The sequence below is a fragment of the Streptococcus sp. UMB0029 genome, assembly GCF_002871495.1.
In the GTDB taxonomy this organism is placed as follows: domain Bacteria; phylum Bacillota; class Bacilli; order Lactobacillales; family Streptococcaceae; genus Streptococcus.
In genome coordinates this window covers 93138-118865 of sequence record NZ_PNGD01000008.1, presented here as the reverse complement: position 1 = coordinate 118865, position 25728 = coordinate 93138, and the positions used below count along the sequence as shown (strand labels likewise).

25 protein-coding genes are annotated in these 25728 nt (G+C 42.1%); 22 read left to right on the top strand and 3 right to left on the bottom strand.

Going from position 1 to position 25728, the window contains the following annotated elements; genetic code table 11:
* The first annotated feature begins 3 nt into the window (after positions 1-3).
* The gene (gene phoU / locus CJ239_RS06860) at positions 4-657 is read left to right on the top strand and encodes a phosphate signaling complex protein PhoU (protein ID WP_042900673.1); all 654 of its coding nucleotides are present in this window, start codon (positions 4-6) and stop codon (positions 655-657) included.
* A gap of 157 nt (positions 658-814) precedes the next feature.
* Positions 815-1630: an ABC transporter substrate-binding protein gene (locus CJ239_RS06855; RefSeq protein WP_102211010.1), complete on the top strand. Its 816-nt coding sequence runs from the start codon at positions 815-817 to the stop codon at positions 1628-1630.
* A 19-nt stretch (positions 1631-1649) separates the two neighbouring features.
* Here CJ239_RS06855 and CJ239_RS06850 read toward each other — a convergent pair whose 3' ends face one another.
* Both CJ239_RS06850 and CJ239_RS12170 read right to left on the bottom strand, forming a co-directional pair.
* Positions 1650-2921, bottom strand: coding sequence for a PLP-dependent aminotransferase family protein (locus tag CJ239_RS06850; RefSeq protein WP_102211009.1), 1272 nt, complete (start codon positions 2919-2921; stop codon positions 1650-1652).
* Positions 2918-3235, bottom strand: coding sequence for a hypothetical protein (locus CJ239_RS12170; RefSeq protein ID WP_257994474.1), 318 nt, complete (start codon positions 3233-3235; stop codon positions 2918-2920). The genes CJ239_RS06850 and CJ239_RS12170 overlap by 4 nt, the downstream gene beginning before the upstream one ends.
* Positions 3236-3259: 24 nt before the next feature.
* Here CJ239_RS12170 and budA point away from each other — a divergent pair, with 24 nt between their 5' ends.
* The 10 genes from budA to alaS all read left to right on the top strand — a co-directional run bounded on the left by budA (position 3260) and on the right by alaS (position 14361).
* Complete coding sequence (budA, locus tag CJ239_RS06840; RefSeq protein WP_102211008.1) at positions 3260-3991, top strand: acetolactate decarboxylase; 732 nt, start codon at positions 3260-3262, stop codon at positions 3989-3991.
* A gap of 9 nt (positions 3992-4000) precedes the next feature.
* Entirely contained in the window at positions 4001-4753 is a 753-nt protein-coding gene (locus CJ239_RS06835; RefSeq protein WP_102211007.1) for a YhfC family intramembrane metalloprotease, read from the top strand.
* 111 nt (positions 4754-4864) lie between these two features.
* The gene (murB, locus tag CJ239_RS06830; RefSeq protein ID WP_102211006.1) at positions 4865-5770 is read left to right on the top strand and encodes a UDP-N-acetylmuramate dehydrogenase; all 906 of its coding nucleotides are present in this window, start codon (positions 4865-4867) and stop codon (positions 5768-5770) included.
* Between the two features lie 159 nt (positions 5771-5929).
* On the top strand, positions 5930-7087 hold the full coding sequence (locus CJ239_RS06825; protein WP_102211005.1) for an ABC transporter ATP-binding protein: 1158 nt from the start codon (positions 5930-5932) through the stop codon (positions 7085-7087).
* Positions 7068-7874, top strand: a complete 807-nt coding sequence (locus tag CJ239_RS06820; RefSeq protein ID WP_000753801.1) for an ABC transporter permease — start codon at positions 7068-7070, stop codon at positions 7872-7874. Before CJ239_RS06825 ends, CJ239_RS06820 begins: the two co-directional genes overlap by 20 nt.
* Positions 7871-8644: an ABC transporter permease gene (locus CJ239_RS06815; RefSeq protein WP_000712740.1), complete on the top strand. Its 774-nt coding sequence runs from the start codon at positions 7871-7873 to the stop codon at positions 8642-8644. Before CJ239_RS06820 ends, CJ239_RS06815 begins: the two co-directional genes overlap by 4 nt.
* Positions 8641-9711, top strand: coding sequence for an ABC transporter substrate-binding protein (locus tag CJ239_RS06810; RefSeq protein ID WP_102211004.1), 1071 nt, complete (start codon positions 8641-8643; stop codon positions 9709-9711). The genes CJ239_RS06815 and CJ239_RS06810 overlap by 4 nt, the downstream gene beginning before the upstream one ends.
* 404 nt (positions 9712-10115) lie before the next feature.
* Positions 10116-10751, top strand: coding sequence for a PBECR4 domain-containing protein (locus CJ239_RS06805; protein WP_102211003.1), 636 nt, complete (start codon positions 10116-10118; stop codon positions 10749-10751).
* A 484-nt stretch (positions 10752-11235) separates the two neighbouring features.
* Positions 11236-11721: an LURP-one-related/scramblase family protein gene (locus CJ239_RS06800; protein WP_102211002.1), complete on the top strand. Its 486-nt coding sequence runs from the start codon at positions 11236-11238 to the stop codon at positions 11719-11721.
* Positions 11722-11742: 21 nt separating this feature from the next.
* Positions 11743-14361: an alanine--tRNA ligase gene (alaS, locus tag CJ239_RS06795; RefSeq protein WP_102211001.1), complete on the top strand. Its 2619-nt coding sequence runs from the start codon at positions 11743-11745 to the stop codon at positions 14359-14361.
* Between the two features lie 241 nt (positions 14362-14602).
* Here the strand turns inward: alaS and CJ239_RS06790 are convergent, their stop codons facing one another.
* The gene (locus tag CJ239_RS06790) at positions 14603-16057 is read right to left on the bottom strand and encodes an alpha-amylase (protein WP_102211000.1); all 1455 of its coding nucleotides are present in this window, start codon (positions 16055-16057) and stop codon (positions 14603-14605) included.
* Between the two features lie 178 nt (positions 16058-16235).
* On the opposite strand from CJ239_RS06790, the gene CJ239_RS06785 reads away from it, so the two are divergent.
* The 10 genes from CJ239_RS06785 to CJ239_RS06740 all read left to right on the top strand — a co-directional run bounded on the left by CJ239_RS06785 (position 16236) and on the right by CJ239_RS06740 (position 25689).
* Positions 16236-16985, top strand: a complete 750-nt coding sequence (locus CJ239_RS06785; RefSeq protein ID WP_102210999.1) for an ABC transporter ATP-binding protein — start codon at positions 16236-16238, stop codon at positions 16983-16985.
* Complete coding sequence (locus CJ239_RS06780) at positions 16966-18603, top strand: hypothetical protein (protein ID WP_102210998.1); 1638 nt, start codon at positions 16966-16968, stop codon at positions 18601-18603. The genes CJ239_RS06785 and CJ239_RS06780 overlap by 20 nt, the downstream gene beginning before the upstream one ends.
* A 71-nt stretch (positions 18604-18674) precedes the next feature.
* Positions 18675-18935: a hypothetical protein gene (locus tag CJ239_RS12370; RefSeq protein WP_102210997.1), complete on the top strand. Its 261-nt coding sequence runs from the start codon at positions 18675-18677 to the stop codon at positions 18933-18935.
* 348 nt (positions 18936-19283) lie between these two features.
* The gene (locus CJ239_RS06770; RefSeq protein ID WP_180958233.1) at positions 19284-20447 is read left to right on the top strand and encodes a class I SAM-dependent rRNA methyltransferase; all 1164 of its coding nucleotides are present in this window, start codon (positions 19284-19286) and stop codon (positions 20445-20447) included.
* On the top strand, positions 20444-21121 hold the full coding sequence (gene aroD / locus CJ239_RS06765) for a type I 3-dehydroquinate dehydratase (RefSeq protein ID WP_042900899.1): 678 nt from the start codon (positions 20444-20446) through the stop codon (positions 21119-21121). The genes CJ239_RS06770 and aroD overlap by 4 nt, the downstream gene beginning before the upstream one ends.
* Positions 21111-21965 (top strand): shikimate dehydrogenase, encoded by an 855-nt coding sequence (locus CJ239_RS06760; RefSeq protein WP_102210996.1) that lies wholly within the window; start codon positions 21111-21113, stop codon positions 21963-21965. Before aroD ends, CJ239_RS06760 begins: the two co-directional genes overlap by 11 nt.
* Before the next feature lie 18 nt (positions 21966-21983).
* Positions 21984-23051, top strand: a complete 1068-nt coding sequence (gene aroB / locus CJ239_RS06755) for a 3-dehydroquinate synthase (RefSeq protein ID WP_102210995.1) — start codon at positions 21984-21986, stop codon at positions 23049-23051.
* A gap of 9 nt (positions 23052-23060) precedes the next feature.
* Complete coding sequence (gene aroC / locus CJ239_RS06750) at positions 23061-24227, top strand: chorismate synthase (protein WP_102210994.1); 1167 nt, start codon at positions 23061-23063, stop codon at positions 24225-24227.
* 9 nt (positions 24228-24236) lie between these two features.
* Positions 24237-25340, top strand: coding sequence for a prephenate dehydrogenase (locus CJ239_RS06745; RefSeq protein WP_102210993.1), 1104 nt, complete (start codon positions 24237-24239; stop codon positions 25338-25340).
* Positions 25341-25350: 10 nt separating this feature from the next.
* Positions 25351-25689 carry a YlbF/YmcA family competence regulator gene (locus CJ239_RS06740; protein WP_102210992.1) on the top strand — a complete coding sequence of 113 codons (339 nt, stop codon included), beginning with the start codon at positions 25351-25353 and terminating at the stop codon, positions 25687-25689.
* Positions 25690-25728 lie beyond the last annotated feature (39 nt).

Here is a 25728-nt window from a genome sequence, read left to right as displayed (position 1 = left end):
ATGATGTTACGTTCTCAATTTGAAGAAGATTTAGAGAAATTGCACAACCAGTTCTATGCCATGGGACAGGAAGTGCTATCCCAAATCAATCGTACAGTGCGTGCCTTTGTTACGCATGACCGTGATTTGGCCAAAGAAGTCATCGAAGACGATGCAGAAGTAAACGAATACGAAGTAAAATTGGAGAAGAAATCATTTGAAATGATTGCCCTTCAACAACCTGTTTCTCAAGACTTACGTACTGTTTTGACAGTCTTAAAAGCCGTATCTGACTTGGAACGTATGGGAGACCATGCCGTTTCCATTGCAAAAGCAGCCATTCGTATGAAGGGGGAACAACGTATCCCAGCTGTTGAAGAAGAAATCAAGAGGATGGGTCGCGATGTCAAGAACTTCGTCGAAGCAGCCCTTGAGCTCTATCTGAATGGTTCAGTAGACCAGGCCTATGAAGTAGCAGCTATGGATGAAAAAATCAACCAATACTTTGATAGCATTCGTGACTTGGCTACAGAAGAAATCAAGAAAAATCCAGATGCCATTGTTACAGGTCGTGATTACTTTCAAGTAATTGCCTTCTTAGAACGTATTGGAGATTATGCTAAGAATATCTGTGAATGGGTTGTTTACTTTGAAACAGGTAAGATTGTGGAACTATAAAATAGATTCATTCTGTATAAAAAGGAGCTTAAAATCAACTGATAGCTCCTTTTTTGAATGAAAAAAATATTTTTAAGATAAAAATTCAAAAAAACACTTGACAAGCACCTTGGATGGAGTTATAATTATACAAAAATAACAGAGAGGTTGTTTATTTATGAAATCAAAAAAATGGATATTTGTTTTATGTAGTCTTCTTGCAAGTTTCTTCTTAGTAGCTTGCCAGTCAGGTTCTAATGCTTCTCAGTCAGCTGTTGAGGCCATTAAGCAAAAGGGAAAATTAGTTGTGGCGACCAGTCCTGACTATGCACCTTTTGAATTCCAAGCCTTGGTTGACGGAAAAAATCAAGTAGTTGGTGCGGACATTGACATGGCTCAGGCTATTGCTGATGAACTTGGGGTTAAGTTGGAAATTTCAAGCATGAGTTTTGACAATGTCTTGACCAGTCTTCAAACTGGTAAGGCTGACCTAGCTGTTGCAGGAATTAGCGCTACTGACGAGAGAAAAGAAGTCTTTGACTTTTCAATCCCTTACTATGAAAACAAGATTAGTTTCTTGGTTCGTAAGGCTGATGTAGAAAAATACAAGGATCTAACTAGTCTGGAAAGTGCGAATATTGCAGCCCAAAAAGGAACTGTTCCAGAATCAATGGTCAAGGAACAATTGCCAAAAGCTCAATTGACTTCCCTAACCAATATGGGGGAAGCAGTCAATGAATTGCAGGCTGGAAAAGTAGATGCTGTTCATATGGATGAACCTGTTGCACTTAGTTACGCTGCTAAAAATGCAGACCTAGCTGTCGCAACTGTCAGCTTAAAGATGAAGGACGGCGAAGCTAATGCAGTTGCCCTTCGAAAAAACAGTGCTGATTTGAAAGAAGTGGTGGACAAGGTCATCCAAAAACTCAAGGATGACGGTACCTACCAAAAATATCTTGAAAAGGCAGCAAGCCTAACAGAAGTTGAAGAATAAGAAAAAGCAGAGTTGGAGGTTATTCCAATTCTGCTTTTAAATAGTTTAAAACATTTTCCAGATTGTCTAAGGACACCTTGGCAAATTGGTAAGGGCAGGTACCCAAGTAAGCCTCTTCAAAGAAGTCTAAGCCCAGCTGACTGTGTTTGAGACTGGCGATTTTAGGATACTGTCTGAGGTCTAGCAATAAACCATCATGTAGAGGAAAGTGAGGGAGGTGACAAGGAGTGTTAGCTAGTCTTTCCGTGATTTGTTTTTGGTAGTCTTCCTGACTGGATAAGCGAGCCAGACGATTTTTCTCAAACAGTTGACTGTCAATATAGAGTGACAGGGCTTTTTGCATGATGAGGTTGCTGTCGTAATCTAGGATATTTTTGTAGGCCACAAAGGCTTCCTTGATAGCATTTGGCAGAATGAGTGCCGTAATCCGCAGTGCTGGAAAGAGGCTGGTTGAGAAGGACTTGATGTAAATGACCCGCTCCTCTGTATCCAGATAGTGAAAGGTCTGGCCCTTCTTGGAGTCCAAATCACCTAGATAGTCGTCCTCTACGATATAGACACCGTACTTGGCAGCTAAGCCAAGGATAGCCCGTTTGTCCTGCTCAGAATAGGAATGCCCCAGAGGATAGTGAAAACGAGGAATGGTATAGAAAAACTTAATTTTTCCAGTTTTGAAGTGGCCTTCCAGTTCCTCCAAGTCAATCCCATCAATGCCTCGTTCGATCGTTTGATAGTCCAGACCTTGAGCAATCAAGAGGCGATTCATCCGATGATAGGTCGGCTGTTCCACCAAGATTTCCTTAGCCTGGCTCGGAAAGGAAATTTGAGAGAGAATAAAAAGGGCTTGTTGGGTTCCAGAAGTCAGTACCAGTTGATCAGCCTTGCAGTAAAGAGCTTGGTCAAAGAGGAGTTTATGAATGGATTGTCTTAAGTCTTCTAAACCTTCTTGATTGTCATAGTAGTTGAAGAGGTAGTTTTCTCGGCCAATCAAGGTTTCATTGACACAGAGTCGGAAATCGTCATAGGCACTGGCATGTTCGTCAGTGACTTCGATTTCTAGATCCTGGTGTTGCCCTTGTTCTAGGACATAGTAACCACTCTGGGGCTTGGCATAGAGGTATTGTTCGTGCCGTAATTCCAGTAGAGCACGCTGAATGGTGTCCTTGCTACAGTGAAAGTCAAGGCTCAGTTGACGGATAGAAGGCAGGCGACTCCCCGTCGGAAAACGTCCAGACTCGATACCATTTTTCAGATAGGAAACGACCTCTTGGTATTTGCTTTGTTTCTTCATTCCAGACCTCCCTTTATTTTGTTACATTGTACCCTTTTTTTTCCTTCTTGGCAATGTCTAGAGTGTTTCTCTCGTTCACATCTAGGGGCAAATGTGGTATACTTAGGAGTAACATTTATAGAATAATACTCTTCGAAAATCTCTTCAAACCACGTCAGCTTCGCCTTGCCGTAGATATGGTTACTGACTTCGTCAGTTCTATCCACAACCTCAAAACAGTGTTTTGAGCTGACTTCGTCAGTCTTATCTACAACCTCAAAGCAGTGCTTTGAGCAACCTGCGGCTTGCTTCCTAGTTTGCTCTTTGATTTTCATTGAGTATAACAGACAAGAAAGAGAATGGATAAGAACGTGCAGGAACCAGTGAAATTATTTCAATACAATACCCTTGGAGCTTTGATGGCTGGCCTTTATGGTGGGACCATGACAGTAGGAGAATTGCTAGAGCATGGTGACCTTGGTTTGGGAACCTTGGATTCTATTGATGGGGAATTGATTGTCTTAGATGGCAAGGCCTATCAGGCCAAAGGGTCAGGAGAGCAGCCAGAAATTGTGGAAGTATCACCAGATGCCCTTATTCCTTACGCAGCAGTGGTACCGCATCAGGCAGAGGTCATTTTTCGCCAGCGCTTTGAGATGACAGACAAGGAATTGGAAGAACGGATTGAGTCTTATTATGATGGGGAAAATCTTTTCCGCTCTATCAAGATTCGTGGAGAATTTTCGCATATGCATGTGCGCATGATTCCCAAGTCTACACCAGATACCAAGTTTGCTGAGGTCGCAACTCGCCAACCAGAATATAGTCGTGAAAATGTGGCGGGGACCATCGTTGGTTTCTGGACCCCAGAGATTTTCCATGGGGTTAGTGTGGCAGGCTACCATCTGCACTTCATCTCAGATGATTTGACCTTCGGTGGACATGTCATGGACTTTATCATCAAGGAAGGCATTATCGAGGTAGGAGCAGTTGACCAGTTGGACCAACGTTTCCCAGTCCAAGACCGTCAATACTTGTTTGCCAAGTTCAATGTTGAAGAGATGAGAAAAGATATTGAAAAGGCAGAATAGGAGACGAAAATGACCACTCATATTATCATTACCATGGTGCTGTTGCTGGCTCTCTTGATAGGAAGCATTTGGTATGCCAAAAAGAAATATCAGATCAATCTAGCTGTCTTGGGCTTGGGGGCTGTCGCTTTCTTTGTTTCTTCACAGATTTTGGAAAAACTGGTGCATATCTTGGTTTTACATCCTCAAAAAGACGATAGTATTGCCCTCTTGCAGGATCATCCACTTGTCTATATCATCTATGGCTTAGCCATGGCAGCATTTTTTGAGGAAACGGCTCGTCTTGTTTTTTTCAAATGGTTGGAGAAAAAGAGAAGTTTGGAAAAGGCAGATGCCTTGGCCTATGGCTTGGGGTATGGTGGCTTGGAATTGATTTTTCTAGGTATCACCAGTTTGCTCAATCTCTACATCGTTCTTTCGGCAGTTCAAACTCAGGATCCACAGGTCATGCAATTGCTGTCTGAAAATATGTTGAAAACTATTCAGTCGCTATCAGTCTGGCAGATTTATTTGCTTGGTTTTGAGAGAATCTTGGCGCTAGGTTTTCAATTACTTTTGACAGTTTGGGTTTACCAGGCTGTTATCCAGAAGAAATGGATTTATCTCCTAGTGGCCTATGGCCTACATGCCTTCTTTGACCTAGCACCATCTCTAGCCCAAGTTGGCTGGTTGACCAATCCAGTCTTGGTGGAAGTTGTCCTAGCACTGGAACTCGTTCTGGTTGCCTATGGAACAAAGGCTATCTTTTGCAAAAAATCATAAAAAGAGGGGAAACCTCTTTTTATGTTTAAAAAGTAAACAAGGTTTTTTTATGGTCGTCAAATGTCTCTAAAAATGGTATAATGGAATGAATTTTTAAAAAGGAAGAGTGACATGTCTGTAAGAGAAAAAATGCTTGAAATCTTAGAAGGGATTGATATCCGTTTTAAGGAACCCTTGCATAGCTATAGTTATACAAAAGTAGGTGGAGAGGCTGATTATCTGGTCTTTCCACGAAATCGTTTTGAGTTGGCTCGTGTTGTCAAATTTGCCAATCAAGAAAATATTCCTTGGATGGTTCTTGGAAATGCCAGCAACATTATCGTTCGTGACGGTGGGATTCGTGGATTTGTCATCTTGTGTGACAAGCTCAATAATGTTTCAGTTGATGGCTATACCATCGAAGCTGAAGCTGGTGCTAACTTAATTGAGACAACTCGCATTGCCCTTCGTCACAGTTTGACTGGCTTTGAGTTTGCTTGTGGCATTCCTGGAAGTGTCGGTGGTGCTGTCTTTATGAATGCTGGTGCCTACGGTGGCGAGATTGCCCACATCTTGCAGTCTTGTAAGGTCTTGACCAAGGATGGAGAAATCGAGACCCTGTCTGTCAAAGATTTGGCTTTTGGTTACCGCCATTCAGCTATTCAGGAGTCTGGTGCAGTTGTCTTGTCAGCCAAATTTGCCCTTGCTCCGGGGACCCATCAGGTTATCAAGCAAGAAATGGACCGCTTGACGCACCTACGTGAACTAAAGCAACCTCTAGAATACCCATCTTGTGGTTCGGTCTTTAAGCGTCCAGTGGGTCATTTTGCAGGTCAATTAATTTCAGAAGCTGGCTTGAAAGGCTATCGTATCGGTGGCGTAGAAGTGTCAGAAAAGCACGCAGGATTTATGATCAATGTCGCAGATGGAACGGCCAAAGACTACGAAGACTTGATTGAGTCTGTGATTGAAAAAGTCAAGGAACACTCTGGCGTTACTCTTGAGAGAGAGGTCCGTATTTTAGGTGAAAGCAAGTAGGAAGCTGTAGTTTAAAAGCTGCTGCTATGTCATGGAAAGGGGGTGAAAGCCTATCGTCAGTGCAGAAGAATGTAGGCAGTTCAATCTCCTACACGAGGTAGTAGCGGTCTGACAGAGCCCTGATCTGTTAATCTATGAAAAAGAAGGAATAAATGACAATTGAAAAAACCAATTATTGAATTCAAAAACGTCTCTAAAGTTTTTGAAGACAGCAACACCAAGGTTCTCAAAGACATCAACTTTGAGTTGGAAGAGGGGAAATTCTACACCCTTCTAGGCGCATCTGGTTCAGGGAAATCAACCATCCTTAACATCATTGCAGGTTTACTGGATGCAACGACAGGAGATATTTTGCTGGACGGTGTCCGTATCAATGACATTCCAACCAACAAGCGAGACGTCCATACCGTCTTTCAATCCTATGCCTTGTTCCCACATATGAATGTGTTTGAAAATGTTGCCTTCCCACTCCGCTTGCGTAAAATTGACAAGAAAGAAATCGAGCAGCGTGTAGCAGAAGTTCTCAAGATGGTTCAGTTGGAAGGGTATGAAAAACGTTCCATTCGTAAACTCTCTGGAGGACAACGCCAGCGTGTGGCTATTGCCCGTGCCATCATCAACCAACCCCGTGTGGTTTTGTTGGACGAGCCTTTGTCAGCGTTGGACTTGAAATTAAGAACAGACATGCAGTATGAACTGCGTGAACTGCAACAACGATTGGGTATTACCTTTGTCTTTGTTACTCACGATCAGGAAGAAGCCCTTGCCATGAGTGACTGGATTTTCGTTATGAATGATGGCGATATTGTTCAGTCTGGGACACCTGTGGATATCTATGATGAGCCAATCAACCACTTTGTTGCCACCTTTATCGGGGAGTCAAATATCTTGCCAGGTACCATGATTGAGGATTACTTGGTTGAGTTTAACGGCAAACGCTTTGAAGCGGTCGATGGGGGGATGAAGCCAAATGAGCCTGTTGAGGTTGTCATTCGTCCAGAGGACTTGCGCATTACCCTTCCTGAAGAAGGCAAGCTTCAAGTTAAGGTCGATACTCAGCTCTTCCGTGGGGTGCACTATGAAATTATAGCCTATGACGAACTTGGAAATGAATGGATGATCCACTCAACTCGTAAGGCCATCGTGGGTGAGGAAATCGGTCTGGACTTTGAACCAGAAGACATCCACATCATGCGTCTCAACGAAACCGAAGAAGAGTTCGATGCCCGTATCGAAGAATACGTGGAAATCGAAGAGCAAGAAGCAGGCCTGATCAATGCAATTGAGGAGGAAAGAGATGAAGAAAACAAGCTCTAAACTCTTTGTAGTGCCCTACATGCTCTGGATTGCCCTCTTTGTGTTGGCACCCTTGGTCTTGATTTTCGGTCAATCCTTTTTCAATATCGAAGGCCAGTTCAGTTTAGAAAACTATAAGTCCTACTTTGCGTCACAAAACTTGACTTATCTCAAGATGAGTTTCAACTCAGTGCTTTATGCAGGAATTGTGACCTTTGTGACCTTGCTTATCAGTTATCCGACAGCCCTCTTTTTGACTCGTCTCAAGCACCGTCAACTCTGGCTCATGCTGATTATCTTGCCGACATGGATTAACCTGCTCCTCAAGGCCTATGCCTTTATCGGGATTTTTGGTCAGAATGGCTCTATTAACCAATTCTTGGAATTTATCGGAATTGGTTCGCAACAGTTGCTCTTTACCGATTTCTCCTTTATCTTTGTCGCAAGCTACATCGAGCTTCCCTTTATGATCTTGCCAATCTTCAATGTCTTGGATGATATGGACAACAATCTCATCAATGCCAGCTACGACCTCGGTGCGACCAAGTGGGAAACCTTCCGTCATGTCATCTTCCCTCTGTCTATGAACGGCGTGCGAAGTGGAGTTCAATCCGTCTTTATCCCAAGTTTGAGTCTCTTCATGCTGACCCGTTTGATTGGTGGGAACCGTGTTATTACGCTGGGAACGGCTATTGAACAGAATTTCCTAACCAATGACAACTACGGTATGGGTTCAACCATCGGTGTGATTCTCATCCTGACTATGTTCATCACCATGTGGGTGACCAAGGAAAGGAGAGAACGATGAAAAAATTTGCCAATCTTTATCTGGGACTGGTCTTTCTTGTCCTCTACCTGCCGATTTTTTACTTGATTGGCTATGCCTTTAATGCAGGCAACGACATGAATAGCTTTACAGGTTTTAGCTTGAGCCATTTTAAAACCATGTTTGGCGATGGTCGTCTCATGTTGATTGTGACTCAGACCTTTTTCTTGGCCTTTCTATCAGCCTTGATAGCGACCATTATCGGGACTTTTGGTGCTATTTACATCTACCAGTCTCGTAAGAAATACCAAGAAGCCTTTCTATCACTCAATAATATCCTCATGGTTGCGCCTGACGTTATGATTGGTGCCAGCTTCTTGATTCTCTTTACCCAACTCAAGTTTTCACTTGGCTTTTTGACCGTTCTTTCTAGTCACGTGGCCTTCTCCATTCCTATCGTAGTCTTGATGGTCTTGCCTCGACTCAAGGAAATGAACGGAGATATGATTCATGCGGCCTATGACCTTGGTGCCAGTCAATTTCAGATGTTCAAGGAAATTATGCTTCCTTACCTGACTCCGTCTATCATTGCAGGTTATTTCATGGCCTTCACCTATTCGCTAGATGACTTTGCCGTGACCTTCTTTGTGACGGGAAATGGCTTTTCAACCTTGTCAGTCGAGATTTACTCTCGTGCGCGTAAGGGAATTTCGCTAGAAATCAATGCCCTGTCTGCCCTCGTCTTTCTCTTTAGTATTATCCTAGTTGTTGGATATTACTTTATCTCACGTGAGAAGGAGGAGCAAGCATGAAAAAACTCTATTCATTTTTAGCAGGAATTGCAGCCATTATCCTTGTCTTATGGGGAATTGCGACTCATCTAGATAGTAAAATCAATAGCCGAGATAGTCAAAAATTGGTTATCTATAACTGGGGGGATTATATCGATCCTGAACTCTTGGAGCAATTTACAGAAGAGACAGGAATCCAAGTCCAGTATGAGACCTTTGACTCCAACGAAGCCATGTATACCAAGATTAAGCAGGGTGGAACGACCTATGATGTTGCCATCCCAAGTGAATACATGATCAACAAGATGAAGGACGAAGACCTCTTGGTTCCGCTTGACTATTCAAAACTTGAAGGTCTTGAAAATATCGGACCAGAGTTTCTCAACCAGTCCTTTGACCCAGGCAATAAATTCTCCATTCCTTATTTCTGGGGAACCCTGGGAATTGTCTACAATGAAACTATGGTCGATGAAGCGCCTGAGCATTGGGACGACCTTTGGAAGCCAGAGTATAAGAACTCTATCATGCTCTTTGATGGGGCGCGTGAGGTGCTGGGGCTGGGGCTCAACTCCCTCGGCTATAGCCTCAACTCCAAGGATACCCAGCAGTTGGAAGAAACAGTGGATAAGCTCTATAAGCTGACTCCAAATATCAAGGCTATTGTGGCGGATGAGATGAAGGGCTACATGATTCAGAACAACGCTGCTATCGGTGTGACCTTCTCTGGTGAAGCCAGCCAAATGCTAGAAAAAAATGAAAATCTACGCTATGTAGTACCGACTGAGGCCAGCAACCTTTGGTTTGACAATATGGTCATTCCCAAAACAGTCAAAAACCAAGATGCAGCCTATGCCTTTATCAACTTTATGTTGAAACCCGAAAATGCTCTCAAAAATGCAGAGTATGTTGGCTATTCAACACCAAACCTACCAGCTAAGGAATTGCTCCCAGAGGAGAAAAAAGAAGACAAGGCCTTCTATCCAGATGCTGAAACCATGAAACACCTAGAAGTTTATGAGAAATTTGACCATAAGTGGACAGGCAAATATAGCGATCTCTTCCTACAGTTTAAAATGTATCGGAAGTAGGAGAACGTAAGAAAACGAATCAGTCAAGCTGGTTCGTTTTTCTTTTTAAAAAATACAAAAAACTATAGTAGATTGAATCTAAAATAGTACGTTATGGATTCTAAAACATTTCTAGAAATTAAGTTGACTTTCCTAAGCTCTTTGTTCATATCTTATTTCAATCCACTATAATAAGCAGCTTTTTGATTTTACTTGACATATTGTTAAGAATCTAATATAATAAAAACTGTAGAACAAAACTATCGCTTTTAGCGTAGCCAAGGAATTACTGGTCGGTCTGCTTTGGTCAGTAGTTTGTAGATAGGCTTATTTGGGTTTTATATATTTTCCGCAAGCAGGTGAATAAATATATCGTAGGAAGAGGTGTAAATAGCCTCTTTATTTTTTTTGAGAAAAGGTACAGTATGTTAAGAAATTTAATTCTTAGTTATAGAACGTTGATGGATACTCAATACAAATTTACTATTACTCAGACTGTCTCCAAACAAACTATAGAAAAATATATTGAATTAAGCTTCACGGAACCAAATTTTCATCATCTTATAGGTTTGCACAAACTAAAAGGAATAGATAAAGTTAAGTGCTTCAATGGTAATGGGGCTCAGAAGATATATAACCAAATTTTGGGAAATCATATCACTTTTTATGATTTAGATAAAGATACATCTCAGCACAAGGCTGCATTTTTATCTAGGGCTACTTCTCTGAATTTAATTTATACGATGCTAGAAAATATAAGTGTTAATTTAAAGGGATTGTATTATTTTGACCCAAACAAAATTGGGTCTAAGATTAAAGCAAAGTATTTATTGCATTTTCAACATAGAGATAAAGAATTTTATTTTTTGTTTGATAAATATGATAAGAAGGTTAAGAACACGGATATTTGCTATCCTGTTTCAGTTTTTAGAAGAAAAATACAGGCTGAGTTGCCAGAAGGGCGTAGTGCAAAACACTATGAAATGAACCAAACCCCCATTAAGCTATTGAAAGTTGAAAAAATACAAGGTGCTAGAACTGTTACATTATATGATAAATAGTTCCTTGGGTGTAGAGAGCTATTTTGAGTATGACAGGTATATCGGATATATGAGATTTGACGCCAGATAACCGTGAAAATAATAGCCATTCTAAGCCTGGTGCTGGAAATCAGAATCGTCAGAGGAAGGAATAGAGAAATCGTGGCTTTACGAACAGAAATGTTATAGTAAAATATGTATAGTGGATGAGATGGTAGCAAGTTTTTGGGAAAATTAAACTTTAATGACAGTGTCTATCTCATAAGATGATTTCCAGTTGACGAAGAACCCAAAAAACGATATAATAAGAAAGTTGAGAATTGATTTTCACTTGTCTTAGTCCAGAGAAATGGCGGTGCTGCGAGCCATCTAAGCTAGGAAGTCATGCTACTCAATCATACAATTGCATAAGAATAAGAGAATGACAAGTTCATTGAATGAAGGTGGTACCGCGGTTTTTCGCCCTTCGTGATATGAGCTTGTCTTTTGATTTTTGAAGGTGTTGATGAAAACATTTCTCGTCAAACAAAAGTTTCGTCTTGGAGGCGAACGCTTCTCTATCAAGGATGACAGGGGAGAAATCGCCTATCAGGTAGAGGGATCTTTTTTCCAAATTCCTAAGACCTTTACCATCTATGACGACTATGGTGAACAGGTTAGTCAGATCAGTAAAGAAATCTTGACCTTGCTCCCTCGTTTTGAGATTCAGCTTCGGGATGGCTCGAGTTTTGTCATTCGTAAGAAGTTGACCTTCTGGCGAGATAAGTATGAGTTTGATAATCTAGGTCTTCGTATCGAGGGCAATATCTGGGATTTGGATTTCAAATTGCTGGATGATCGAGATCAGCTGATTGCGGAAATTAAGAAGGAACTCTTCCATCTGACCTCTACCTATACCGTAACGGTCCTTGAGGATGCTTATGCAGATCTAATCATTTCCCTCTGTGTCGCCATTGACTATGTGGAGATGCTGGAAAGCCAATCACATTAAACAAGTAAATAAGGAGACAATATGAAACAACTATCTAGTGCACAAGTACGCCAAATGTGGCTTGATTTCTGGGCAACCAAAGGTCACTCTGTAGAACCATCAGTGAGTTTGGTTCCTGTAAATGACCCAACTCTTTTGTGGATCAACTCTGGGGTAGCAACCCTTAAGAAATACTTTGACGGGACTATTATCCCTGAAAATCCACGTATTACCAATGCCCAAAAAGCTATCCGTACCAACGATATCGAGAACGTAGGAAAGACTGCACGTCACCATACCATGTTTGAAATGTTGGGGAACTTCTCTATCGGGGATTACTTCCGTGATGAAGCCATCACTTGGGCTTATGAGCTTTTGACAAGTCCTGAATGGTTTGACTTTCCAGCTGAAAAACTTTATATGACCTACTATCCAGAAGATAAAGATTCATACAACCGCTGGATTGAAGTGGGAGTGGATCCAAGTCATTTGATTCCAATCGAGGACAACTTCTGGGAAATCGGTGCAGGACCTTCTGGACCAGATACAGAGATTTTCTTTGACCGTGGAGAAGCTTTTGACCCAGAAAATATCGGTCTTCGCCTTCTTGCAGAAGACATCGAAAATGACCGTTACATCGAAATCTGGAACATCGTTTTGTCACAATTTAACGCAGACCCTGCTGTTCCACGTAGCGAGTACAAGGAATTGCCACACAAGAACATTGATACGGGCGCTGGTTTGGAGCGCTTGGTGGCAGTTATCCAAGGGGCTAAGACCAACTTCGAAACAGACCTCTTCATGCCAATCATTCGTGAAGTGGAGAAATTGTCTGGTAAGATCTATGACCAAGATGGCGACAACATGAGCTTCAAGGTCATCGCTGACCACATCCGTTCCCTTTCATTTGCCATCGGTGATGGTGCCCTTCCAGGAAATGAAGGTCGTGGTTACGTCCTTCGTCGTCTTCTCCGTCGTGCTTCTATGCATGGTCAAAAGTTGGGTATCAATGAAACTTTCCTTTACAAACTCGTTCCAACTGTTGGGAAAATCATGGAAAGCTACTACCCAGAAGTGCTTGAGAAATGTGACTTTATTGAGAAAATCGTTAAGAGCGAGGAAGAGTCATTTGCCCGTACCCTTCACTCAGGTCAACACTTTGCCCAAGGCATCGTTGCAGACTTGAAAGAAAAAGGTCAATCTGTCATTGCTGGTTCAGATGTATTCAAACTTTATGATACTTATGGATTCCCAGTTGAATTGACAGAAGAAATCGCTGAAGAAGCTGGTATGACTGTGGATCGTGAAGGATTTGAAGCAGCCATGAAAGAACAGCAAGAACGCGCGCGTGCCTCAGCTGTCAAGGGTGGTTCAATGGGGATGCAAAATGAAACCCTTCAAAACATCACAGTGGAAAGCCGCTTTAACTATGAAGCATCTCAATTGTCTTCTAAATTGGTGGCAATCGTGGCTGACAATGCAGAAGTAGAAGCTGTATCAGAAGGAACTGCCTCACTTATCTTTGCGGAAACTCCATTCTACGCTGAAATGGGTGGACAGGTAGCTGACCACGGACAAATTTTGGATGAGTCAGGTAAGGTTGTGGCTACTGTGACAAATGTTCAAAAAGCTCCGAATGGACAAGCACTTCACACTGTTGAAGTCCTTGCACCGCTTGCCTTGAACCAAGAATATACCTTGGCAATTGATAGCAATCGCCGTCACCGTGTCATGAAAAACCACACTGCGACTCACTTACTTCATGCTGCCCTTCACAATATCCTTGGAAACCATGCGACACAAGCAGGATCTCTTAACGAAGTCGAATTCCTTCGCTTTGACTTTACCCACTTCCAAGCTGTAACTGCTGAAGAATTGCGTGCGATTGAACAGCAAGTCAATGAAAAAATCTGGGAAGCTCTTGAAGTGAAGACAGTTGAAACAGATATTGACACTGCTAAAGAAATGGGAGCTATGGCCCTCTTTGGTGAGAAATACGGTAAGGAAGTCCGTGTTGTTACTATCGGTGACTACTCTATCGAGCTTTGTGGTGGTACCCACGTTGGCAACACTTCTGAAATTGGTCTTTTCAAGATTGTCAAAGAAGAAGGAATCGGCTCAGGAACTCGCCGTATCTTGGCAGTGACTGGTAAGGAAGCCTTTGAAGCCTACCGTGAACAAGAAGACGCTCTTAAAGCTGTCGCAGCAACCTTGAAAGCACCTCAACTTAAAGAAGTACCTCACAAGGTAGAAGGACTTCAAGAACAACTTCGTCAACTTCAAAAAGAAAATGCTGAGTTGAAAGAAAAAGCCGCAGCTGCAGTCGCAGGCGATATCTTCAAGGAAGTTAAGGAAGTCAACGGTTACCGTTATATAGCTAGTCAAGTATCTGTATCAGATGCTGGCGCCCTTCGTACCTTTGCAGATAACTGGAAACAAAAAGACTACTCTGATCTTCTTGTCCTTGTTGCTGCTATTGGTGACAAGGTCAATGTCCTTGTAGCAAGCAAGACAAAAGACCTTCATGCAGGAAACCTTGTTAAAGAATTGGCTCCAATCGTCGATGGACGTGGTGGTGGTAAACCAGACATGGCCATGGCAGGAGGAAGCAACCAAGCTAAAATCCAAGAATTGTTGGATGCAGTAGCAGGTAAATTGTAATCAAGTAATACTCTTCGAAAATCTCTTCAAACAACGTCAGCTTCGCCTTGGATTTTATATGTGACTGACTTCGTCAGTCTTATCTACAACCTCAAAGCAGTGCTTTGAGCAGCCTGCGGCTAGCTTCCTAGTTTGCTCTTTGATTTTCATTGAGTATAAAGATCTATCCATTTGGGTAGGTCTTTTTTGTGAATAGAAAAAAGCCAAATCCGATTGGATCTGGCTTAATAATCATTGGAAATTAGATTGTATTAGCTGCCCAGACACTTACAGATCTTGCTGAGGCTGGGAATTGTCCATAACCTTCCTCATCAATTGTAACTTGACCTTGGTGGTTTCCAAGTAAATCTACAAAGATTTGGTTAGCCCATTCTTGGCCGACAAACATTGATTTGCTGTTTTCTTGGTCATTTGAAATCAAGACTGCGATTGGGGATTGATTTTCAGCACCTGAACGTACCCAACCGATACAGTTAGCATCATCAAAGTAGTCATTTTGTTCTCCATAGGCCAAATCTTTTCGGATGGCTAGGAGGCGGTCAAGGACTTCTTTGAAATCTTGTTGAGCATACTGCCCTGAAATCCCATAGTAGTCTCCGTAAAAGACACATGGAAGGCCATCTTGGCGTAACAGAATGAGGGCATAGGCTGCTGGTTTGAACCATTCTTCAACGGTAGACTCAAGAGCCTGACCACGTTGGGTATCGTGGTTGTCGACAAAGGTTACAGCCTTGTCAGGTTTGAGTTCAACCAAGCTATCTGTGAAAATGCCACGAAGGTCATAGTTTGCGCCAGCTTGACTGGCTTCAAAGAGATTCTGGTGGAGACGAACATCGACAAGGTCAAAGCGTTCTTCCGTTTTTTCAAGATAGTCCAGATTGGCTTCCTTGTCGGGGTTCCAAAATTCACCAAAAACATAGAAATCCTCACCGTATTTTTCCTTCATATCACGGATAAAATTGCGCATGAAGAAAGAGTCAATGTGTTTAACAGCATCTAAGCGGAAACCAGCTACACCAGTCGTTTCCATGAACCAGTCAGCCCAGTCATAGATATTTTGGATGACTTCAGGATGTTTAAAGTCTAGGTCGGCATACATGAGGTAGTCGTAGTTTCCGTTTTCGTTATCGACCAATTCCTCGTTGGCCCAGCCCTTGTTGTCTCCTTGAATCAGATAAATCCCAGACTTACGGCGTTTGGCATCGTAGTCTGTACCTGTGAAGTGGTACCAGTGCCAGTGGAAGCCATTGTAGGTATCTTGGCGACCATCGAAGGTAAAACTAGTCCAGCCATTGATGGTGAAGGGTTCTCCAAGTTCAACTGTACGGTCTACAGGATCCACTTCAATAACTTGAAAGGCTTCCCTGTGATCGGCAGCAGCCTTATGGTTGAGAACTACATCGGCCATAGGCTGGATTCCCTGTGCTTTTAGGGCTTGAATGGCTTGAAGATAGTCTTCTTTGAAGCCATACTTAGTGCGAACAGTCCCTTTTTGGTTAAACTCTCCTAGGTCGAATAAGTCATAGACCCCATAGCCAACATCTTTTTCGTTGGTCGCCTTAAAAGCTGGTGGCATCCAGACATGACTGATACCGAGATCAGCTAGGTGTGGAGCATCTTCAGCCAGACGCGTCCAGTGCTGTCCGTCGTGGGGCAGATACCATTCAAAGTATTGCATGAGTGTGTGATTTTGCATGATGTTTCCTCTTACTTGTCAATCTTGTTCTTTATTCTATCATAAAGTATCTCTCAACGCAAACGTTTGCGTAATACTGAATAATAAGTTTTTGACTATTTTATATAAAGTGTTGATTTTTTTGTATCAAAGTGCTAGTATAATGGTATATAAAACAGATAAAGAGAGGAGATTTCTCATGATTGAATTTCAAAATGTTAGTAAGTTGTATGGTGATAAAGAGGCCTTGAGCAATCTCAATTTGCAGATTGAAAATGGGGAGATTATGGGCTTGATTGGCCATAATGGGGCTGGAAAATCGACCACTATAAAATCCTTAGTCAGTATTATTTCGCCCAGCAGTGGTCGTATTTTGGTAGATGGATTGGATTTATCGGAAAATCGCTTGGCTATTAAACGAAAGATTGGCTACGTAGCAGACTCGCCTGACTTATTTTTACGCTTAACGGCCAATGAATTTTGGGAATTGATTGCCTCATCCTATGATTTGAGCAGCTCTGACTTGGAGGCTAGTCTAGCTAGGCTATTGAACGTTTTTGATTTTGCTGAAAACCGCTATCAGGTTATTGAAACCCTTTCTCACGGAATGCGTCAGAAAGTCTTTGTCATTGGGGCACTCTTGTCTGATCCTGATATTTGGGTCTTGGACGAACCCTTGACTGGTTTGGATCCTCAGGCTGCCTTTGATTTGAAGCAAATGATGAAGGAGCATGCACAAAAAGGTAAGACAGTCTTGTTTTCAACTCATGTCCTAGAGGTGGCAGAGCAAGTCTGTGATCGGATTGCCATTTTAAAAAAGGGGCATTTGATTTATTGTGGTAAGGTAGAGGACTTGAGAAAAGACCATCCAGACCAGTCTTTGGAGAGTATCTACCTTAGCCTTGCCGGTAGAAAAGAGGAGGTTTCAGATGCGTCTCAAGGTCATTAAAAAATTAGTTGATATCAATATCCTCTATTCATCTCAAGAAGCTAATCTGGCTAACCTACGAAAGAAGCAGGCTAAGAATCCTGGGAAAAAAGTAAATGTTTCCGCTAGAGTCCTAAGTTCTTACATTTTTTCCAGTCTCTTGATGCTCATCATGTTTATAAATATAGCCTTTCGTTTTCCTTTTGAGGAAAGGCCAAGTTTTTTTAGTACCATGGTTGCTATTTTACTGGTGCTTGCCTTTTCAACTTCTTTCACTGCATTTTACAATGTCTTTTATGAGAGTAAGGACTTGGCATCGTATAGGCCCTATGCCTTTAAAGAATCAGAGATTATAATTGCTAAAGGACTGTCTGTTCTCTTGCCAGCTCTAGCTGGAATTGTACCAATCCTAGCTTATTTTCTAGTCCTCTATATTAGGCTAGCTCCTTCTCTTTGGCTGGGCTTGCCTTTGATGCTACTGTCCTTGGCCCTATTATTTGTCTCTGTGACTCTAGTGATGGTAGTGGCAGTACATTTCTTGGCTCAGACTAGGGTCTTCAGAAAGTATCAGTCTATTTTTTCCAATGTGATGATTGGGATAGGAGTTCTCATACCTTTAATATTTGTCCTCTTTCTACAGTCGACTTTTGGAAGTATTGTTGACAAAGTTAGAGACATTCCATTTCTCCTTTATCCTCTTCATCTCTTTTACAAAATAGCAGTGACTCCTTTTTCGACAGAAGCCATCTTGGGTTTGCTCGCTTGGATAACTCTAACTGTCTTCTTGCTTTACCTGACCAAAAAGAAGGTTCTTCCTCATTTTTATGACGTGATCCTACTTAATAGTGAGGAGAAGGTCAAAAAAGAACGTCGCAGCAAGGAGAGAATTTCAACTACTAATAAAAAGGGATTTTTCCGTATGGTTTTACGCTACCACCTCACCCTCTTGGGACAGGGGACTGGCGTGATTACAGTGCTTTTTACAAGTGCTTTCCTTCCTTATCTCATGATGATCGGTCTGATTTCCAAAATCCGAGATTCTCAGATAGTTCCAGATATTCATCCTCCATACTGGTTACCCTTGTTTTTTATAGCTCTCTTTATAGCAGTTGTCAATAACAATATCACCAGCCTGCATTCAATTGCCTTGTCCTTGGAGAGGGAAAATGTTGATTTTCTTAAGAGTTTACCCTTTGACTTTGCTCGTTATGTGAAAGTGAAATTTTGGATTATATTTGCTGTCCAGTCCTTTTTACCAGTTCTGACTTTACTTGGTCTTTCTCTATATCTAGGCTTGCCCATCCTTTCGATGATTTACCTTCTTGTAGTTTGGATCCTTGCCAGTGTCATCCTTTCTTGCCACCATTACCTTAAGGACGTGAAAAATTTGTCAACCAATTGGAGTAACATTACGGACCTGGTGAACCGTTCAAATCGTATAGTAGCAATTGTTTTGATTTTGGTTTATAGTGCAATCTTAATGGCCCTTGTAATAGGGAGCTTATTCTTGGTTCAGTCTCTCGCCCCTGTCCTTGCCATCAGCTTGGGAGTAGGAGTTCTTATCCTCTTGCTTGGTCTTGCTATTTTTAGCTATCGTTACTACCTATCACGCATATTGGCAGAAATAGAAAAAAGATGAGATAGTTGGTCGCTTGCTTGATAAATTCAATTCGACAAACGCTTTTATAGTTTGTTAGAATGTAGTTGTAAATGATTAAGATTGGTAATCAAAAATATATAGGGAGGAATGTTTTGAATAAGAAATATAACATAGTTCTATTTTTGTTGTTTATAGTTTATTTATTTGGATATTTTTCAATTTCAAAAACGTTAATTCCTATAATGTGTGTGATCCAAGTATTTTTGATAGAACATATATTTAGAGTTCAAAATAGGATTATTCAGATAGGTGAAATGATAATTATTGTTGCTTCTATAATATTATTTATTGATAGTATATTGAGTTTGTAACAAAAGGCTTCTCTATAAAATCAAATATTCCAGATACCTGCTGAAGCTGATTTATATCCTCATATTTCTTCTACCTTTGTCACTAAATTTGACAGACACATATTTCTGATACAACCTCTCTACCTATAATCTCACAGTTAACCTGAGGCTAGTTTCCTAGTTTGCTATTTGATTTTCATTGATAAAAAGAAATGCTCCTCCACGATGGAAGAGCATTTTTTATTGTGATTCTTACACAAATATTTCTAATTTTTTATTAGTATAGTATACTATTTTTTAAAATGAAAGTAAAAAGCAGGGGTTGTTTCTTTTTTGAGAATTGTCACAAAATTTGCTATAATAGTGACTATGAATAGAATAAGAGTCAGCAAAAGGATTGAAAAAAAGCTTGCCAAAGGTCTGGTTTTACTAGAAGCCAGCGATCTTGAGAATGTCAATCTTAAGGATCAGGAGGTAGAAGTCTATCGTCAAGAAGGCACCTTTCTTGGGACTGCCTACCTTTCCCAGCAAAATAAGGGCTTGGGCTGGTTTGTTAGCACAGACAAGGTGACCTTTAATCAAGATTTCTTTGAAACACTGTTTAGACAAGCTAAAGAAAAGAGAAGTGCCTACTATCAAGATGATTTGACAACTGCCTTTCGTCTCTTCAACCAAGAGGGAGATGGTTTTGGTGGTCTGACAGTGGACCTTTATGGCGACTATGCTGTCTTTTCTTGGTATAACTCTTATGTTTATCAGATTCGTCAGACCATCTCAGAAGCCTTTAGACAGGTTTTTCCTGAGGTTTTAGGAGCATATGAGAAGATCCGCTTTAAGGGTTTGGACTATGAATCTGCCCATGTTTATGGCCAAGAAGCACCTGACTTTTTCACTGTTTTGGAAAATGGTGTCCTCTATCAAGTCTTTATGAATGATGGCTTGATGACAGGAATTTTTCTAGACCAGCATGAGGTTCGTGGTAGTCTGGTCGATGGTTTAGCTATGGGCAAATCCTTGCTCAATATGTTTTCTTATACAGCAGCCTTTTCAGTGGCTGCGTCCATGGGGGGAGCTAGCCAGACTACTTCGGTTGACCTAGCTAAACGTTCACGAGAATTGTCTCAAGCGCATTTTCAGGCTAATGGAATCAGCACCGACGACCATCGTTTTATAGTCATGGATGTCTTTGAGTATTTCAAATATGCCAAACGAAAAGGCTTGACCTACGATGTGATTGTCCTAGATCCGCCTAGCTTTGCTCGGAACAAAAAACAAACGTTCTCTGTAGCCAAGGATTATCACAAGTTGATTTCCCAGAGTCTTGAGATTTTAAATCCGGGAGGGATTATCATTGCTAGTACCAATGCTGCCAATGTTTCCCGTCAGAAATTTACAGAACAAATTGATAAAGGCTTTGCAGGAAGAAGTTACCAGATTTTAAACAAATACGGTCTTCCAGCAGATTTCGCCTATAATAAAAAAGATGAAAGTAGTAATTACCTCAAGGTGATTAGTATGAAGGTTAGTAAATGAAATTAATCGTTTCAGTAATGCCAAGAAGTTTAGAGGAGGCTCAGGCTCTGGATGCCACGAGGTATCTGGATGCCGACATCATTGAATGGCGTGCCGACTATCTGCCTAAGGAAGCGATTTTGCAGGTAGCTCCAGCTATTTTTGAAAAATTCGCAGGCCGTGAGTTGGTTTTCACTCTGCGAACTCGCGCTGAAGGGGGAGAAATTGACCTTTCTCCAGAAGAATATATCCATCTAATAAAGGAAGTGGCGCAACTCTATCAACCAGACTATATTGATTTTGAGTACTATAGCTACAAGGATGTTTTTGAGGAAATGCTGGACTTCCCAAATCTCGTTTTGAGTTACCACAATTTCCAAGAAACGCCTGAAAATATGATGGAAATCTTGTCAGAGTTGACGAGCTTAAATCCAAAACTTGTCAAGGTTGCGGTGATGGCTCACACGGAGCAGGATGTGCTAGACTTGATGAACTATACACGAGGCTTTAAAACTCTCAATCCTGAACAGGAATATGTAACCATTTCTATGGGTAAGGTGGGCAAGGTCTCTCGTATCACTGCGGATGTGACTGGTTCTAGCTGGTCCTTTGCTAGTCTAGATGAGGCAAGTGCTCCAGGTCAGATTTCTCTAGCTAACATGAAAAAAATCAGGGAGATTTTAGATGAAGCTTGATGGCTATACACGTTTAGCTGCCGTTGTTGCCAATCCTATTAAGCATTCTATTTCCCCTTTTATTCACAATAGTGCCTTTGAGGCGACAGCTACCAATGGTGCTTATGTGGCTTGGGAGATTGATGCAGCTGACTTGGCAGAAACAGTGGCCAATATTCGTCGCTACCAGATGTTTGGCATTAACCTGTCCATGCCCTATAAGGAGCAAGTGATTCCATATTTGGATGAACTGAGTGACGAAGCGCGCTTGATCGGTGCGGTCAATACGGTTGTCAATGAGAATGGCAATTTAATTGGATATAATACAGATGGCAAGGGATTTTTTAAGAGCTTGCCTTCTTTTACAATTACAGGTAAGAAGATGACCCTGCTGGGTGCAGGGGGTGCGGCCAAGTCTATCTTGGCGCAAGCCATTTTGGACGGAGTCAGTCAGATTTCGCTCTTTGTTCGTTCAGTTTCTATGGAAAAAACAAGACCTTACCTAGACAAGTTACAGGAGCAGACAGGCTTTAAAGTGGACTTGTATGCTTTAGAAGATGTTTCTGAACTGCAAGCAAGGATTGCTGAGTCGGACTTATTAGTTAATGCCACTAGTGTGGGGATGGATGGACAGTCATCTCCAGTTCCTGAAAACATAGTCTTACCAGAACCTCTCTTAGTAGCAGATATCATTTACAAGCCTTTTGAGACGCCATTTTTGAAATGGGCCAGAAGTCAGGGCAATCCAGCGGTCAATGGTCTGGGAATGTTGCTTTATCAAGCTGCAGAAGCTTTTCAACTATGGATAGGCAAGGAAATGCCGACAGAAGAGATTTGGCAGTCCTTAACAGAAAAATACCAATAAAGAAAGGGAGACTCTCCTATGAAAATCAGAATCGATATTCCTCATCATCCTTATGATATTCAGATTGAAAAAGGTTGTCTGGCTCAGGCTGGTCAATGGTTGCGAGAACTCTGGCAACCGCAAAAAGTGGTCATTGTGACAGATAACCATGTAGCCTCTCTCTATGCAGAGAAGGTCAAACTCAGCCTAGAAGATGCTGGTTTTCAGGTAGCAGTATTTGACTTTTTGGAAGGGGAAGAAAGAAAGAATTTAACCACTGTCCAGAAAGTCTATGAATTTTTAGTCAAGCAAGGTCTGACTCGTAGCGATGGAATCGTGGCTCTTGGTGGCGGTGTCGTTGGGGATCTGGCTGGTTTTGTAGCCTCTACCTATATGCGGGGCATTCACTTTGTTCAGATTCCGACCAGCTTGACAGCTCAGGTGGATTCTTCTATCGGCGGAAAGACGGGTGTTAACACTCCATTCGCTAAGAATATGGTGGGTACCTTTGCCCAACCAGATGGAGTTCTGATCGATCCGCTTGTCCTTGAAACCCTCGGACAAAGAGAACTGATTGAAGGGATGGGTGAGGTCATCAAGTATGGCTTGATTGAGGATCCAGCACTTTGGGCTCTCTTGACGGAGCTAGATGGTTCTGTAGAGAGCATTTTGGAACATGCAGAAACCTTGATTGAACATTCTTGTCAGGTTAAGCGCAAGATGGTGGTTGAGGATGAGTTGGACAATGGTGTTCGCCTTTATCTCAACTTTGGTCACACTATTGGCCATGCCATCGAAGCGACTGCAGGTTATGGCAAGGTCATGCATGGAGAAGCTGTGGCCATGGGCATGGTACAGATTTCCAAAGTTGCTGAGGAAAAAGGCCTTATGCCAGCTGGCATAACCCAATCTATCACAGAGATGTGTCAGAAATTTGGTTTGCCAGTTAACTATGAAAACTGGGATGTTGACAAGCTTTATCAGGCTCTTACTCATGACAAGAAAGCGCGTGGCAATACCTTGAAATTGGTCTTGGTGCCAGAGCTCGGCTCAGCGACCATTCACTTAGTTTCTCTGGAAGAGATGAAAGGCTACTTGGTAAAATAAGGAGAGTGTATGAGATATTTAACTGCAGGAGAATCACACGGCCCTCGTCTGACAGCTATTATTGAAGGAATTCCAGCTGGACTTCCTTTGACAGCTGAGGATATCAATGGGGACCTTAAACGCCGTCAGGGTGGTTACGGTCGAGGCGGTCGTATGAAGATTGAGAGTGACCAGGTTATCTTTACTTCGGGCGTTCGTCACGGGAAGACGACAGGGGCTCCTATTACCATGGATGTCATCAATAAGGACCACCAAAAATGGCTGGACATTATGTCTGCTGAGGACATCGAAGACCGCCTGAAAAGCAAACGAAAAATCACTCATCCACGTCCAGGTCATGCCGACTTGGTTGGGGGCATCAAGTACCGTTTTGATGATTTAAGAAATTCTTTGGAGCGCTCATCTGCTCGTGAAACCACTATGCGGGTGGCAGTTGGAGCGGTAGCTAAACGCCTCTTGGCTGAGCTGGATATAGAGATCGCCAACCATGTCGTGGTCTTTGGTGGCAAGGAAATCGATGTACCTGAGAATCTGACAGTGGCTGAGATTAAGGAACTAGCTGCCCAGTCTGAAGTTTCTATTGTCAACCAAGAACGAGAACAGGAGATCAAGGACTATATTGACCAAATCAAGCGTGACGGTGATACCATCGGTGGGGTTGTCGAGACAGTCGTCGGAGGTGTTCCAGTCGGCCTAGGTTCCTATGTACAATGGGACAGAAAATTGGATGCGCGATTGGCCCAAGCAGTTGTCTCTATCAATGCCTTTAAAGGAGTGGAATTTGGTCTTGGATTTGAAGCTGGTTACCGTAAGGGTAGCCAAGTTATGGACGAAATTCTCTGGTCCAAAGAAGACGGCTATACTCGCCGTACTAACAATCTGGGCGGTTTTGAAGGTGGTATGACTAATGGGCAACCCATTGTTGTTCGTGGAGTCATGAAACCCATTCCCACTCTCTACAAACCACTTATGAGTGTGGATATCGAGACTCACGAACCTTACAAGGCAACTGTGGAGAGAAGTGATCCGACTGCTCTCCCAGCTGCAGGAGTGGTCATGGAAGCCGTTGTGGCTACGGTTCTAGCACAAGAAATCCTCGAAAAATTCTCATCAGACAATCTTGAGGAATTAAAAGAAGCAGTGGCCAAACACCGAGACTATACAAAGAACTATTAAGGAGTTCCTATGGCAAAAACAATCTATATCGCAGGTCTTGGGTTAATTGGTGCCTCTATGGCCCTAGGCATCAAACGCGATCATCCAGATTATGAAATTTTAGGTTATAATCGCAGTCAAGCTTCGAGAGATATCTCCTTGAAAGAAGGCATGATTGACCGTGCAACGGATGATTTTGCCAGTTTTGCTCCTTTGGCAGATATCATCATTCTCAGCTTGCCAATCAAACAAACTATTTCTTTCATTAAGGAATTGGCCAACTTGGACTTGAAAGAAGGCGTGATTATCTCAGATGCTGGTTCGACCAAGTCAACCATTGTGGATGCGGCGGAGCAATATTTGGCTGGCAAACCTGTTCGCTTTGTTGGGGCTCATCCCATGGCTGGTAGTCACAAGACAGGGGCTGCTTCTGCGGATGTCAATCTTTTTGAAAATGCCTATTATATCTTTACACCTTCAAGCCTGACAGGTCAGGACACGCTTGAGGAAATGAAGGATTTACTGTCAGGTCTTCATGCTCGTTTTATCGAGATTGATGCCAAGGAGCATGATCGTGTCACTTCTCAGATTAGCCATTTTCCTCATATTCTGGCTTCTAGTCTTATGGAGCAGACCGCGGTTTATGCTCAAGAACATGAGATGGCAAGGCGCTTTGCGGCAGGTGGTTTTCGAGATATGACTCGGATTGCGGAAAGCGAGCCAGGGATGTGGACTTCTATTCTCTTGTCCAATCGTGAAACCATTCTAGATCGAATTGCGGATTTCAAGGAGCGCTTAGATGAGGTTGGACAAGCCATCAGCAAGGGAGATGAGGAGAAAATCTGGAACTTTTTCAACCAAGCGCGTGAGCAACGGCAGGCCATGGAAATCCATAAGCGTGGTGGTGTGGATAGTTCTTATGACCTCTATGTCGACGTTCCCGATGAAGAAGATGTCATCTTGAGGATTTTGGAACTGCTACGTGGAACTTCCTTGGTTAACATCCACATCAACGAGGAAAACCGTGAAGATATTCACGGGATTCTACAAATTTCATTTAAAAATGCTCAAGATTTAGAACGAGCCGAGCACCTGATAACAGAAAACACAGACTACACAGTCGTTATCAAATAAGGAGAAAATCATGTCAAATATTTACGATAGTGCAAACGAACTCAGTCGCGGTCTACGCGAATTACCAGAATACAAGGCTGTTAAAGCAGCTAAAGATGCGATTGCAGCAGATGCTGAGGCGAGCAAAATCTTTACAGAATATGTTGCTTTCCAAGAGGAAATTCAAGGACTAGCCCAGACAGGTCAAATGCCAGATGCATCCTTCCAAGCGAAGATGGAAAACTTTGGCAAGCAGATTCAAGGAAATAGCCTCTTGTCAGAATTCTTTACCAAGCAACAACAATTGGCAATTTACCTTTCTGACATTGAAAAAATTGTTTTCGAACCAGTTTCAGAATTGCTAAAATAAGAAAATAACTATCATAAAGTCAGGAATTTTTAAGGAATT